Source organism: Clostridium sp. SY8519 (genome assembly GCF_000270305.1).
In the GTDB taxonomy this organism is placed as follows: domain Bacteria; phylum Bacillota; class Clostridia; order Lachnospirales; family Lachnospiraceae; genus SY8519.
This window is the reverse complement of record NC_015737.1, coordinates 1,670,942-1,682,806: the sequence shown is the minus strand read 5'-3', so window position 1 is coordinate 1,682,806 and position 11,865 is coordinate 1,670,942. Positions and strand designations below refer to the sequence as shown.

Annotated in this window: 11 protein-coding genes; 1 reads left to right on the top strand and 10 read right to left on the bottom strand. The window is 54.5% G+C overall.

Annotation, left to right across the window (positions count from 1 at the left end):
* Positions 1 to 10 precede the first annotated feature (10 nt).
* The 9 genes from hydF to CXIVA_RS07865 all read right to left on the bottom strand — a co-directional run bounded on the left by hydF (position 11) and on the right by CXIVA_RS07865 (position 9,407).
* Positions 11 to 1,243 carry a [FeFe] hydrogenase H-cluster maturation GTPase HydF gene (gene hydF / locus CXIVA_RS07910; protein ID WP_013977487.1) on the bottom strand — a complete coding sequence of 411 codons (1,233 nt, stop codon included), beginning with the start codon at positions 1,241 to 1,243 and terminating at the stop codon, positions 11 to 13.
* A 121-nt stretch (positions 1,244 to 1,364) separates the two neighbouring features.
* On the bottom strand, positions 1,365 to 2,417 hold the full coding sequence (gene hydE, locus CXIVA_RS07905; RefSeq protein WP_013977485.1) for a [FeFe] hydrogenase H-cluster radical SAM maturase HydE: 1,053 nt from the start codon (positions 2,415 to 2,417) through the stop codon (positions 1,365 to 1,367).
* 8 nt (positions 2,418 to 2,425) lie between these two features.
* Entirely contained in the window at positions 2,426 to 3,757 is a 1,332-nt protein-coding gene (locus CXIVA_RS07900; protein ID WP_013977484.1) for an oxidoreductase, read from the bottom strand.
* Entirely contained in the window at positions 3,754 to 4,524 is a 771-nt protein-coding gene (locus tag CXIVA_RS07895) for a nitrogenase iron protein NifH (protein ID WP_013977483.1), read from the bottom strand. The genes CXIVA_RS07900 and CXIVA_RS07895 overlap by 4 nt, the downstream gene beginning before the upstream one ends.
* A 254-nt stretch (positions 4,525 to 4,778) precedes the next feature.
* Positions 4,779 to 5,492, bottom strand: coding sequence for a precorrin-2 C(20)-methyltransferase (cobI, locus tag CXIVA_RS07890; RefSeq protein WP_013977482.1), 714 nt, complete (start codon positions 5,490 to 5,492; stop codon positions 4,779 to 4,781).
* A gap of 182 nt (positions 5,493 to 5,674) precedes the next feature.
* Positions 5,675 to 6,295, bottom strand: coding sequence for an HRDC domain-containing protein (locus CXIVA_RS07885; protein WP_013977481.1), 621 nt, complete (start codon positions 6,293 to 6,295; stop codon positions 5,675 to 5,677).
* Between the two features lie 268 nt (positions 6,296 to 6,563).
* The gene (fba, locus tag CXIVA_RS07875) at positions 6,564 to 7,502 is read right to left on the bottom strand and encodes a class II fructose-1,6-bisphosphate aldolase (RefSeq protein WP_013977480.1); all 939 of its coding nucleotides are present in this window, start codon (positions 7,500 to 7,502) and stop codon (positions 6,564 to 6,566) included.
* Positions 7,503 to 8,000: 498 nt separating this feature from the next.
* On the bottom strand, positions 8,001 to 8,891 hold the full coding sequence (locus tag CXIVA_RS07870; protein ID WP_013977479.1) for a LysR family transcriptional regulator: 891 nt from the start codon (positions 8,889 to 8,891) through the stop codon (positions 8,001 to 8,003).
* Positions 8,892 to 8,897: 6 nt separating this feature from the next.
* The gene (locus CXIVA_RS07865; RefSeq protein WP_013977478.1) at positions 8,898 to 9,407 is read right to left on the bottom strand and encodes a ferritin; all 510 of its coding nucleotides are present in this window, start codon (positions 9,405 to 9,407) and stop codon (positions 8,898 to 8,900) included.
* Between the two features lie 173 nt (positions 9,408 to 9,580).
* On the opposite strand from CXIVA_RS07865, the gene CXIVA_RS07860 reads away from it, so the two are divergent.
* Positions 9,581 to 10,474: a patatin family protein gene (locus tag CXIVA_RS07860; protein ID WP_013977477.1), complete on the top strand. Its 894-nt coding sequence runs from the start codon at positions 9,581 to 9,583 to the stop codon at positions 10,472 to 10,474.
* A 346-nt stretch (positions 10,475 to 10,820) separates the two neighbouring features.
* Here the strand turns inward: CXIVA_RS07860 and CXIVA_RS07855 are convergent, their stop codons facing one another.
* Positions 10,821 to 11,798 carry an alpha/beta hydrolase gene (locus CXIVA_RS07855; RefSeq protein WP_013977476.1) on the bottom strand — a complete coding sequence of 326 codons (978 nt, stop codon included), beginning with the start codon at positions 11,796 to 11,798 and terminating at the stop codon, positions 10,821 to 10,823.
* Between the last annotated feature and the right edge of the window lie 67 nt (positions 11,799 to 11,865).

The window sequence follows — 11,865 nt, the reverse complement described above, 5'->3', positions numbered from 1 at the left end:
TATTCATCCTTTACTCTTTTTTCAGAATCTCCGCGATGTCCGCAAAGGGCTCCAGGCTCCGTTCCAGAATCCCGTGCATATACGCAATGCTGACTCCGTAGTTGGTAATGGGCACCTTCTGATCCTCCGCGCACTGAATCCGGTATTTTACTTCCCGCTCATTCAGCATGCAGCCGCCGCAGTGGATAATCAGTCTGTACGGGCTCAGATCGTCCGGAAATCCTGTGCCGCTGCTGAAGGTGTATTCCGGTTTGACTCCGGTATAGGCCTCGATCCAGCCCGGCAGTTTCACCGTACCGATGTCATTGCACTGCCGATGATGGGTGCAGCCCTCTGAAATCAGCACCGGATCTCCGTCTTTTAACTGATCCAGCCGGGTCACGCCCCGCACCAGTGTCTTCAGGTTTCCCTTATACCGGGCAAACAGAATGGAAAAGGAGGTCAGCGGAATCTCCCGGGGGGTAATGCGGGATACGATTCCGAAGGCCTGGCTGTCGGTAACCACCAGCGCCGGCGGTTTCCCCAGGGAAGCCAGTGTTTTCTCCAGCTCTGTCTCCCGGGTGACTACCGATACCGCTCCGGTATCCAGCAGATCCCGTATGGTCTGCTGTTCCGGAAGTATCAGACGCCCTTTCGGCGCGGCCTTGTCAATGGGAATGACAATGACCACCAGATCTTCCGGTGCCACCAGGTCTCCCACAATATGCCGGCTGGTGTCCTCCTCCGGCGCCTGGGCGGCAATCATTTCCTTCAGCGCATGGATGCCGGTCCCCTCTTCCGCGCTGACAAAGATCAGATTCTTCTCCTGCTCCAGCTGACGGCGGATTTCTTCCTCCCGGCCGGCTGCCATCTGATCCGCCTTATTGATCACAATCACATAGGGAATCTTTTTCTCCAGGATCCGCCGGCGCAGCGCCTCTTCTTCCGGCCCGAAGCCTTCCGTGCCGTCTGCCACAATCACGGCAATATCCGTTTTATTCAGCACCTGATAGCTTTTTTTCACACGCAGGGCGCCAAGTTCTCCGCTGTCATCCAGGCCGGGGGTGTCGATCATGACCACCGGCCCCAGCGGGAGCAGCTCCATCGCTTTGCTCACCGGATCGGTCGTGGTGCCCCGCACCTCGGAAACAATGGCCAGGCTCTGTCCTGTCACTGCGTTGATGATACTTGATTTTCCTGCGTTTCTCTTACCGAAGATACCGATGTGTACCCGTTCGGCAGATGGTGTTGCATTCAGTCCCATGTTTCTTCCTTTCTGCACGCTGCCGGATCCCGCGGCTGTCTGTGCGCATTCCTGTCACTTTCCGTCAGACTCCCTGTCTGTGCAGAGGACGGCCCCTTTCCGCCCTGCGCCATGTGCCCGTTTATGCCGGCCGCCGGACATCCCCCCGGTCCACGACTACCGTATAGCCGATGGAATCCATCCTGCGCTGCAGACAGCCTCTGCATTCCGCGGCTTCTTCCCCGGTGCAGATCTTGTTGTCGTACAGTTCATATTTCTTCCGGACTGCCCGGGGGGAAAGATTCGGCATAATGACATTGGCCCCGGCCTGTACGCCCTTCTCCCGGCCCAGGGGATCAATCGTCCCCAGGGCGGTAGTCGCCGGCAGCAGCACATCCGGAATCATCAGCCGGATCAGGCCCAGCAGATACAGCGTCAGTTCCACGGTACCCGCAGGCTCGTCCGCAAAAGGCGTGTCATGATGGGGGATAAACGGTCCGATTCCCACCATTTCCGGATTCAGTTCTTTTAAAAACAGCATATCCTCCGCCAGATGCTCCGCCGTCTGCCCCGGGGAACCCACCATGAAGCCGGTGCCCACCTGGTAGCCGATGTCCTTGAGCTCTCTCAGGCAGTTCTGCCTGTGGGCAGCCGAAAGCTCCGGCGGATGCAGCATGGCATAATGGGCAAAATCAGCGGTTTCATGCCGCAGAAGATACCGGTCTGCCCCGGCTTCGTGCCAGAGTTCATAATCCCGGCGTTCCCGTTCGCCCAGGGAAAGCGTCACCGCGCAGTCCGGATGCGCTTTCTTCAGCTCGGCTACCAGATCCGCGATATCCTGCGCGGAATAATAGGGATCTTCCCCGCCCTGCAGCACAAAGGTGCGGAATCCCAGGCGGTACCCTTCCTGCGCGCAGTCCAGGATCTCCTCCCTGCTTAACCGGTAGCGCTGGGCGCTGCGGTTGCTGCGCCGCAGGCCGCAGTAGATACAGTCATTTTTGCAGTAGCTGGTCATCTCAATCAGACCCCGGACAAAGATCTCGTGCCCGTAGTATTTCTGCTGATAGCTTCTGGCCCTGGAAAAAATATCCTCTGCCAGCTCGGAGGTCCGGCCGGCAATCAGCGCCGTCCATTCTCCTTTGTCCAGCCGGTGCTCTCTGTCCAGTTTTTCAATCAGATGATAGATTTCCTTCATAATATCACTCAGTCTTTCTGCGCCAGGGCCGCGTCCATCTGTTCAAACAGTTTTCGGACACCGGCGAATCCGTACGGCTGACGGTCTTCATTCCAGGCCACATTCGGGCTGTCCGGATGATAATACGCCGCGTCTTTTCCAATGGTCAGATCCGCGGTTCCTTCACTGCAGTCATAATACAGCATGGTGGGCGACAGATTGGTGTATACGTTCGTATCCGGACTGATGTCTGCCAGATGGCGGATGTATACATAATCCTCCGGGCTGATATTGCAGTAAATTTCCGATACCCGCAGTCCCTGTTTCGTCAGAGCAAGGGCCAGCTCAAAGGGTTTGGCATTCATCATTTCCCCGATGGCCACTGTTACGGTCCCATGTCTGTCAAGGAACTGCTGCGCGGCCTGCCGGGCCGATTCCATGGCTTTCTGGTCATCCACTTCCACCCCCAGGGTACGCCCAAGGATCTGATATTGCTTATGGATCTTATCCATCTGATACAGGCGGGGCAGTTCGATGTAAGGGATCTTTAAGCGCTGTTCCAGGTCATCTGCCGCGGTACGGGCCTCCGCGTCCAGCACCAGGTTGAAATTGGCCTGCGCCAGCTTTTTATATTCTTCAAAGGTTTCGCAGCGGGAAATCTCCTGGATTCTGCGAATTCCCATCTGTCCCAGGATGTCATACAGCTCCGCGTCATCCTGCAGCGGGGCGAAATATCCCAGCAGGTTCACGGTACGGGAGTTCTTTTTTGCCGGCTCCAGCAGGGAATATACGGACTTCCGGACCAGTACCATCGGCGGTTTTCTTCCTTCCCGGGTCAGCGCGTACATATAGGCCGGCCGCACCGGAATTCCCGCTTCCCGCTGCGCTTTCCGGCAGACCCGCTCCCAGTCGGTTCCCAGCAGGGCGTCCACGCAGGTACTGCAGATCATGACGCAGGAGGGCCGTTTGGGCAGTTCTTCCAGGATTTCCCGGATGGCCTGCGGTATCTTTTCCAGATGGCTCCCGTTGACAATATCCGATTCCTCCATCAGAAGGAAGAAAAACCGATCCTCATATCCCGGCACTTCAGCCAGAAGCTTGGTATTTCTGCCGCAGCATCCCGGTGCCACCAGAAGCATCACTGATTCCGGAATCGCCAGGCCGGCGCGTTTGACGCCGAATCCTGTGGCCCCGGGGGAATTATAAGCCAGTGTGGCCGGTGAGCTGTAGATCAGCTGCCGGCTGGAAATCAGTTCTTCCGGAATCCTGTCCCTGCCCAGGGCATTCAGTTCAGCAATTGTAATATGGTACGGCTCTCGTTCCGGCATGCTTCCGGTTCCGCAAGTCTGTGTCCTGTTCATTCTGTCTCCTCACGCGCATTCTCATCCAGCAGCCGCCGGGCCAGATCCAGAAACCGCCGGCTGATGGGCAGGTCCGGATCCCCTTCGATCACCGTCTTGCCCTGTTCTTCATACCGATTGATCTCGTCATTCCGCGGAATATCCCCCACGATCTCCAGGTGCCGTTCTTTGGCGAAGGCAGTTACTTTCTGCTCCTCGTCCGGAATATTTCTGCGGTTGAAAATAATGCCGCCGACACTCGCGTATCCCCGGTCCTCAAAGTTCTGCACCGCCCGATAGATATTGTCAGCCGCATACAGCGCCATCTTTTCCCCGGAGGTGACAATCAGGACCTTGCCGGCATAGCCCTCCCGGATCGGCGCCGCGAATCCTCCGCAGACCACATCGCCCAGCACGTCATACAGCACCACATCCGGCTGGCAGGTCTCAAAAAGCTCCAGTTCCTCCAGCAGGTTAAAGGTGGCGATGATTCCCCGCCCCGCGCAGCCGAGTCCCGGGGTGGGGCCGCCGGTCTCAATGCAGAGGATATCTCCGAATCCCCTGCGGGAAATCTGTTCAATGGAATCCGGCTCCTCTTCATGTTCTCTCAGATAATCCATGACCGGCAGCAGCGGTTCCCCTTCCAGCAGATTGATTGTGGAATCCGCCTTCGGGTCGCAGCCGATCTGGATGACTTTTTTTCCAAGAACCGCAAAGGCCGCAGCCAGGTTGGATGTCATGGTGGACTTGCCGATTCCGCCTTTTCCGTAAATTGCCAGTTTTAACATAGGCAGCTTCTCCTTCAGATCATTCATAAAAAAACCCCTCTCCCAGAACTCCGGGAGAAGGGCACAAAGACACAAAAGATAAAAATACGATTGTCTGTCATCTGTATACGCTTCTTCCTGCGCGGGATCTTCCCTTGCCGTCAGAGTCATATCTTTTCTCTGCTTCATCCGGCGCGGGACGAGCCCTAACCGTCTGAACTGTAATTTTTATTATAAATCACTTTTGTATTTGTTTCAAGACAATTTGTTTGTTTTCAGCGGTTTTTCTGCTCGCCGGAATCCGCTTCCCCTTCCCTGGCAATCAGCACAGAAAAGTATCCGGACCGGTCCGGCACTTCCGCCAGATCCCGGTAAACGCGCTCCCCGGGCATGCCGCAGTTTTCCACCATGGACACCCGGCGCCCGCTGCTGCGGAGAACTTCCCTGGCATCTGCCATGCGCCGGCCGGATTTCATCAGCACATAGGTGCCGTTTTCCTTAAGCTTCAGTTCCTTCATATGGACAGCCGGCAGAATATGCAGCGGTTCCTGCCATTCCACCAGGGGCTGATTCAGACAGGCCGCGGCGGCGCAGAAGGAAGTCACCCCGCTGACCAGGCCTGTCTCATATCCGTCCGCCTCCACAATATGCTGCAGATAGGAAAATGTGGAATATACCGTCGGATCTCCCAGGGTAAGGAACACCACGTTTTCCCCCCGGGCCAGATACTCCTCCATACGGCGGGCCGTCCCGGCATGGATTTCCTTCAGTTTCTCCCGGTCTCTGATCATCGGCAGATCCGCGAAAATCAGTTCTTTTTCCGCAAGCTCCGGCACTGCCTGCACCGCAATCTGATAGGCCGTTGACGACCGGGGATCCGTCCCCGGAACGGCAATGACAGGGTTTTCCCGAATCATTCGGACAGCTTTTAAGGTCATCAGTTCCGGATCTCCCGGACCCACTCCCACGCCATACAGAATTCCAGTCATACGCTTCTCCTCTGTTTTCCTCACACTTCAGCCGCCGGCACAGAACGCCGGCAGATACGAATCTTCTGGGTTTCCAGTCAATTATACCCGCAGACCGGACAAAAAGAAACTGCATTTTCCGGGAATCCCCGGACAGCGATTCTGCGAAAAACACCGGAGATATCCTCCATGTTCAAAAACCCTCAGCCGCCCAGCGCCTGGAGAAACTGTTCCCCGAACAGCGCGGAGTTTCTGGCTCCGACTCCGTGAATCTGCAACAGCTCCTCCATATCTTTCGGCTGCGCGGTACACATCTCATACAGCGTCTCATTGGAAAAAATCACATAGGGCGGCAGCCCCCGTTCCCTGGCAATCCCCGCCCGCAGCTGACGCAGGCGTCCAAAAAGCTCCTGTCCTTCCGCATCCAGCATCGACGCGTATTCATCCGCCCGCTTCATGCTCTTTTTCAGCATGCCCGCCTTGCGCATGGCATTGCGCATCGTCCGGGCCACGGTCCCCCAGCCGGCATCCAGATACGTAACGTACAGCACCTCCAGATAAAAAGCAAGGGAAGAAAGGCAGCCCTCTCCCATCAGCTCCAGATCAAACTCCACCGGACAGGCGTCCAGCCCCGCGAACTCCTCTTTTACCTGCAGCGCTGCCCGGGACAGTTCACAGCAGTCTTTCAGCGCGCCGGCCGCCAGCTCTTCCGCCGTCTCCAGAAATTCTCCCGGCTGATCCGTCTGCACGTCGAATTCCGCGTCTTCCACGCAGTTGCTCCGGATCCAGTGCTCCGTTTTCTTCACAAATTCATGATACTCCATTGGCCCTCCTTCCGAACAGGACGGCACATGTACAGGCTTCCCCCGCCGGCCTGCTCTAAAAATAAAATGAAAATGAAACAGAAATAAAATAAGGTGAATCTCCGCAGCAGAACACTGCGGTGGTCAGCAGAACGCTTACCGGGTTTATCATAAAGCCTGCCGAAGGACTTTGTAAATAGGCTTTCTTCACAAAAAAAGAGGAAAAAAAGGGCCGCTGCGGCAGGCAGCGGCCCGGAATCCGGCATTTCTGCCGGGATCAGATTCTGTATTACATTTTTCCGTCCGAACCAAGTACGGTTACGATCTTGTGGGCAACAATGTCCTTGACGTTCTGGCGGGCTACTTTCAGGTATTCCCGCGGATCAAAGATGGACGGGTCTTTCCGCATGGTCTCGCGGATGCCTGCGGTAAATCCGAGTCTTAAATCGGAATCGATGTTGATCTTGCAGACTGCGGAAGCAGCGGCCTGACGCAGCATCTCTTCCGGTACGCCGATCGCGTCTTTTAACGCGCCGCCGTTTTCGTTGATGATTTTGACATATTCCTGCGGTACGGAGGAAGAGCCGTGCAGTACGATCGGGAATTCCGGAAGGCGTTTTACGACTTCATCCAGAATGTCAAACCGAAGCTGCGGCTTTGTACCTGCTTTGAATTTGTATGCGCCGTGGCTGGTTCCGATGGCAATGGCCAGGGAGTCTACGCCGGTTCTGCCTACGAATTCTTCCACATCGTCCGGATTGGTGTAGGAGGAATCTGCCGCGTTTACCTTCACATCATCTTCCACGCCGGCCAGTGTGCCCAGCTCTGCTTCCACGACTACGCCATGCGCATGCGCGTATTCTACCACTTTTCTTGTGATTTCCACATTTTCATCAAACGGCTTGCCGGAAGCGTCGATCATAACCGAGGTGAAGCCGTTGTCGATGCAGGCTTTGCAGGTCTCAAAATCTGCGCCGTGGTCCAGATGCATGGCAATCGGGATCTCCGGGCACTCTTCCACAGCTGCTTCCACCAGTTTCTTCAGATATGCAGGATGGGCATACTTGCGGGCTCCCGCAGACGCCTGCAGAATCACCGGGGATCTCAGCTCGCCTGCTGCTTCTACGATTCCCTGTACAATCTCCATGTTGTTCACATTGAACGCACCGATGGCATATCCGCCGCTGTACGCTTTTTTAAACATTTCTGTCGTTGTAACTAATGGCATAATATTTCCTCCTTCGTGAGCCGGATAGCTGTCTGTAAGAAGACAGCCCGTCTTCTTCCTGTTGGCTACCCCTATCATATTATTTTTTTAAATTAAAGTCCACCCATGAATTGCTGCTTTCCATATTCTAACACATTGTTAATCATTTAACAATAACTTCTGGTTCTTATTTCCTGCTATTTTTTCATTGGACGAATTCTCCGCCGCAGGCTATGATAAGTGAGCACTGAACAAGTGCACCGATTACCAGCCGAACACTTTTACCATTTGCCTGCATTTTCGCGCAATCCATCGATTCCCTCCTGAATCGGTACGTGGAGCAGGCACAACCCTTCACACATGGATCTGCAGTATTTTATCTGACATCCCTTTCTGCAGACCCGATGTCGGACATTTCCCTTAGTCCGAGAATAAAAGCACCCGTTTCCGTGATATGCTTCACGGAAACGGGTGCTTTTGGTATGGGGATCCCTGTCGCGAGCCCTCTGACAAGAGCGCTTACGCGTTTTCCAGAAATGGAAGAATCCGCGGAATGGACGGATTACCGCTGTCCGGCAGATACGCCGCAATCAGCATGATCCGATCCGCGGGCCCGCCGAAGGGAATTTCCACCAGACCGTTCTGCCGGTCATCCGCCACATGGAGATATTCCGGCAGGATGGTCAGTCCCATATTCGCCGCCAGCATAAAACGGATGGTCTCTATGTCTTCGTTTTTATCTACCACCTGCACCTGAATGCCTTTCTGGATGAACGGATCCAGGATCCGGCTGTCTTCTCCCAGTTCGCTCTCTTTCGTGCAGACCAAGATCAGCGGCTCATTTTCCAGGTCTTCCCGGTCAATATGACGGCGGGACGCCAGGGGATGGCTCTTGGGCATGGCCACCTGCATCCCGTATTCCCTGATGCGGACATAGGAAAGGCCTTCGTAATATTTGTGGTCGAAGAGGGGAATCAGCGCCAGATCGATCTGTCTGCTTTTCAGTTCCTGAAGCAGGCGGCTGGGGGTTCCGTTGACAAAGGACATCTCGATGTTCGGATATTTTTCCTTAAATCCGCGTATCCCGCTGCTCACAACCGTGGAGCCCATCCCCGTGGCGAATCCCACGGACAGCGTCCCGTACATGCCTTCTGCCGCCAGGCGGGTGCGTTTCACCACATCCTGATAATGAACCATCAGGTACTGCGCTTCCCGCTGAAACACGATTCCCGCGTGGGTCAGCTCCACATGCTGTCTGCTGCGTGTAAAAAGCTTTACCCCCAGCTGTTCCTCCAGGTTTCTGATCTGTTTGGACACGGCTGTCTGGGAAACATACAGCCGCTCTGCCGCTTTTGTGAAATTCAGTTCACCGGCCACCGCCAGGAAGTATTCGATCTGCCTGCTGTTCATCTGTCTTTATTCTGCAGCCGCAGGCGCGGTATAAGTTCTGGCAGCCAGCTCGCTGTTCAGCATATACAGAGAACGTTTATCGTCTCCATACAGTTCCATCTTGCCGATGAGATCGCTGGCGTTTTTCTCTTCTTCGCCCTGTTCCGTCACAAAATAATCCAGGAATTTCATGGTGCGGAAATCATTCACTGCATTGGCTGCCGCGTAGATGCCGTTGATCAGGGAAGTGACATACTGCTCATGGCGATAGGATTCCTGCAGGGGTTCAATGAAAGCGCTGTAGGTTTTGTCCGGTTTTGCGATCGCTTCCAGCACAACTTTTTCATTGTTGTCCAGAAGATAATTGTAGAACATGATGGCATGATCCTGCTCTTCCTTTGCCTGAACGGTAAACCAGTTGGCGAATCCGTCCAGCCCCTGCGCCGTATAGTAATTTGCCATATCCAGATACAGATAGGCGGAATAAAACTCCTTGTTTACCTGATCATTTAATAATTCATACACTTTTGCGTCCATAGCAACTGCTCCTTTCTTTTAAAGAAAACTGCTTTATCGATTGCATTATACACGAAACCAGCCGCAAAAAACAGGGGAAACCCGAGAAAGCTCGTTGACTCTCTCCTGGAATCCGTGTAGTATTACACATGTTATTAAATACTTAAAGAATGTGAACTATCAGGAGGACCTCTATGGGAAAACTGGGACTGATTATTGAAGGCGGCGGCATGAAATGTGCCTACAGCGCCGGAATTCTCGATAAATTTCTTGACTACGGAATCACCTTTGACTATATCATCGGCGTCTCTGCCGGCTCTGCCAACGCCTGCTCCTTTGCCGCCGGACAGCGGGACCGGTGCCGCAGATTTTATACGGAACACCTGAAAGACCCCATGTATTTCGGGCTGAAGCCCTTCTTAAAGACCGGCAATCTTTTCAATCTGTCCTATATCTATGGCACACTTTCCAATTCGGACGGGAAAGATCCCCTGGACTACGAGGCAATTATGAACAACCCTGCCGAGCTTACCATTGTGGCCACCAATGCGCGCACCGGAAAGCCCCACTATTTTACAAAAGATCAGTTGCAGAAGGACAATTACCGGGAAGTCATGGCTTCCTCCGCCATTCCGGCGGTCTGCCGGCCGGTGAAGGTAAACGGCGTAAAATATTTTGACGGCGGCATTTCCGACTCCATCCCTGTCCAGAAAGCGCTGGATGACGGATGCGACCGGGTGGTGATCCTTATGAGCAAAACCAGGGATTTCGTTAAAACCCCGGAAAAAATGCGCGCCCTGTATACCCTGCTCTGCTGGCGGTATCCGAATACCATCAGGGACATGAACCGCCGGCACATCATGTACCGCAGCTGCCAGGCCCAGTCCTACCGCATGGAAAAGGAGGGTACTGCCTTTATCTTCGCGGCCAGCCGACAGCTGAACATGAGCACCTACACCATGGACCCCGCCGTGGAACAGGAACTCTATGACTTGGGCATTGCGGATTTCGAGACAGAGAAAGAAGGACTGTTCCGCTTTATCGGAGACAGTCATATCACACGCCCTTCCGGGAGACCGGCGGAATGATTTGTGATTTTTTTCACCATGTATGATGGAAAGTACAGAAATCCCGCTTCTGGTTCTGGTTTAGAACAATCTGCGCGGGCGGAGTCCCTTGCTTTTCATTTTTTCTCATGTTATAATACTCTCAAATTCACTTAGATACTTATTGGTAACTGGTGAAGCCTTTATAAAACATTTTATCTCTCTTGTGAAAGCGTCTAGACACGTTTCATGAATCCTCTGCGAAGGCAGGGGAAAACAGACCGGAGGCCGTCCAATGGACGGCCTCCGGTCTGTTTATAAGCAAGCGCTGTTTTTTGCAAAAGCGCCGACGGCGCCGGATTGGCGGCACCGCCTCTCCTGCTGTCTGCTATTCGCCGGAAGCTGTCTTTCTGACCTCCGAAGCAGGAACCGGAAGGGTGCAGATCTTCTGCAGGGCCTCCCGGTATCTGGCATTGTCTGCCAGATATCCGGTGCCGTGTTCCGCGCCCTCCGTAATAACCATAAGCGTATCCCCTTCCGAAAGCTCCGCTGCCTTAAGCGTCATTTCCAGCGGTACCCGGCTGTCTGCTGTCCCGTGGGCAAAGAGAATGGTTCTCCGACTGCCCCGCACAGCTTCCAGTGTGGACATTTCATCCAGCGCGTATCCCGCGCGCCTCCTGGACCAAAAATCAATGGCTGCCGTGATCCACCGGCCGCTGATGTGATAGCTTTGATGAATCTGATTGCGGATAATGTCCCGGGGAGAGGAAAAGGCACTGTCCGCCACCAGTCCCACCACATTGTCCGGAAGGTCCACGCTTAAGGCCATCAGCACCGTGGAGGCGCCCATGGACAGACCGCTTAATATGATCCGGCGGTCCGGCCCGAACCGCCGGCTGACATAGCGGGCCCAGCTGCCGGCATCGTACCGTTCCAGCACACCGAATCCGATATAACGCCCTTCACTGCGGCCGCAGGCCCGCTGATCCACCAGCAGGATGTGATTGCCGCATTCATAATATACATGGGCTGCCGCGCTGAAATCCACATCCCCATTGGTCCGGTAGCCGTGAAACATGATTACCGTTCCCTCCGCCTGCGGATTTTTGATCAGTCTGCCGTGCAGTTTCAGGCCGTCCCGGGAGGTCAGCCAGATATCTTCCGCTTCCTGGGCATGGATCCACTGGATTCCCTCCATAATCTCATCGTAATACTTATCCCAGGAAGTTCCCCGCACAGATGCCCGGTCATAGATATTCAGTTCCCTTCCCCGGAGAATTGCCGTCCGGAACCCCAGATACCCCAGGCCAAACCAGCCTGCCGCGATCAGGATGCCGGCGGCTGCCAAAAAAATCAACCAGAACATTCCACTGTCTTCTTTCTTTTTTTATTTTTCCACTCCGGCCTGCCCCGGTCCCTTCTGCCGCATGGCC

Excerpts from the sequence above, each read along its gene's own strand:
- hydF (WP_013977487.1), bottom strand. The coding sequence starts at position 1,243 with ATGGGACTGAATGCAACACCATCTGCCGAACGGGTACACATCGGTATC.
- hydE (WP_013977485.1), bottom strand. The coding sequence starts at position 2,417 with ATGAAGGAAATCTATCATCTGATTGAAAAACTGGACAGAGAGCACCGG.
- CXIVA_RS07900 (WP_013977484.1), bottom strand. The coding sequence starts at position 3,757 with ATGAACAGGACACAGACTTGCGGAACCGGAAGCATGCCGGAACGAGAG.
- CXIVA_RS07895 (WP_013977483.1), bottom strand. The coding sequence starts at position 4,524 with ATGTTAAAACTGGCAATTTACGGAAAAGGCGGAATCGGCAAGTCCACC.
- cobI (WP_013977482.1), bottom strand. The coding sequence starts at position 5,492 with ATGACTGGAATTCTGTATGGCGTGGGAGTGGGTCCGGGAGATCCGGAA.
- CXIVA_RS07885 (WP_013977481.1), bottom strand. The coding sequence starts at position 6,295 with ATGGAGTATCATGAATTTGTGAAGAAAACGGAGCACTGGATCCGGAGC.
- fba (WP_013977480.1), bottom strand. The coding sequence starts at position 7,502 with ATGCCATTAGTTACAACGACAGAAATGTTTAAAAAAGCGTACAGCGGC.
- CXIVA_RS07870 (WP_013977479.1), bottom strand. The coding sequence starts at position 8,891 with ATGAACAGCAGGCAGATCGAATACTTCCTGGCGGTGGCCGGTGAACTG.
- CXIVA_RS07865 (WP_013977478.1), bottom strand. The coding sequence starts at position 9,407 with ATGGACGCAAAAGTGTATGAATTATTAAATGATCAGGTAAACAAGGAG.
- CXIVA_RS07860 (WP_013977477.1), top strand. The coding sequence starts at position 9,581 with ATGGGAAAACTGGGACTGATTATTGAAGGCGGCGGCATGAAATGTGCC.
- CXIVA_RS07855 (WP_013977476.1), bottom strand. The coding sequence starts at position 11,798 with ATGTTCTGGTTGATTTTTTTGGCAGCCGCCGGCATCCTGATCGCGGCA.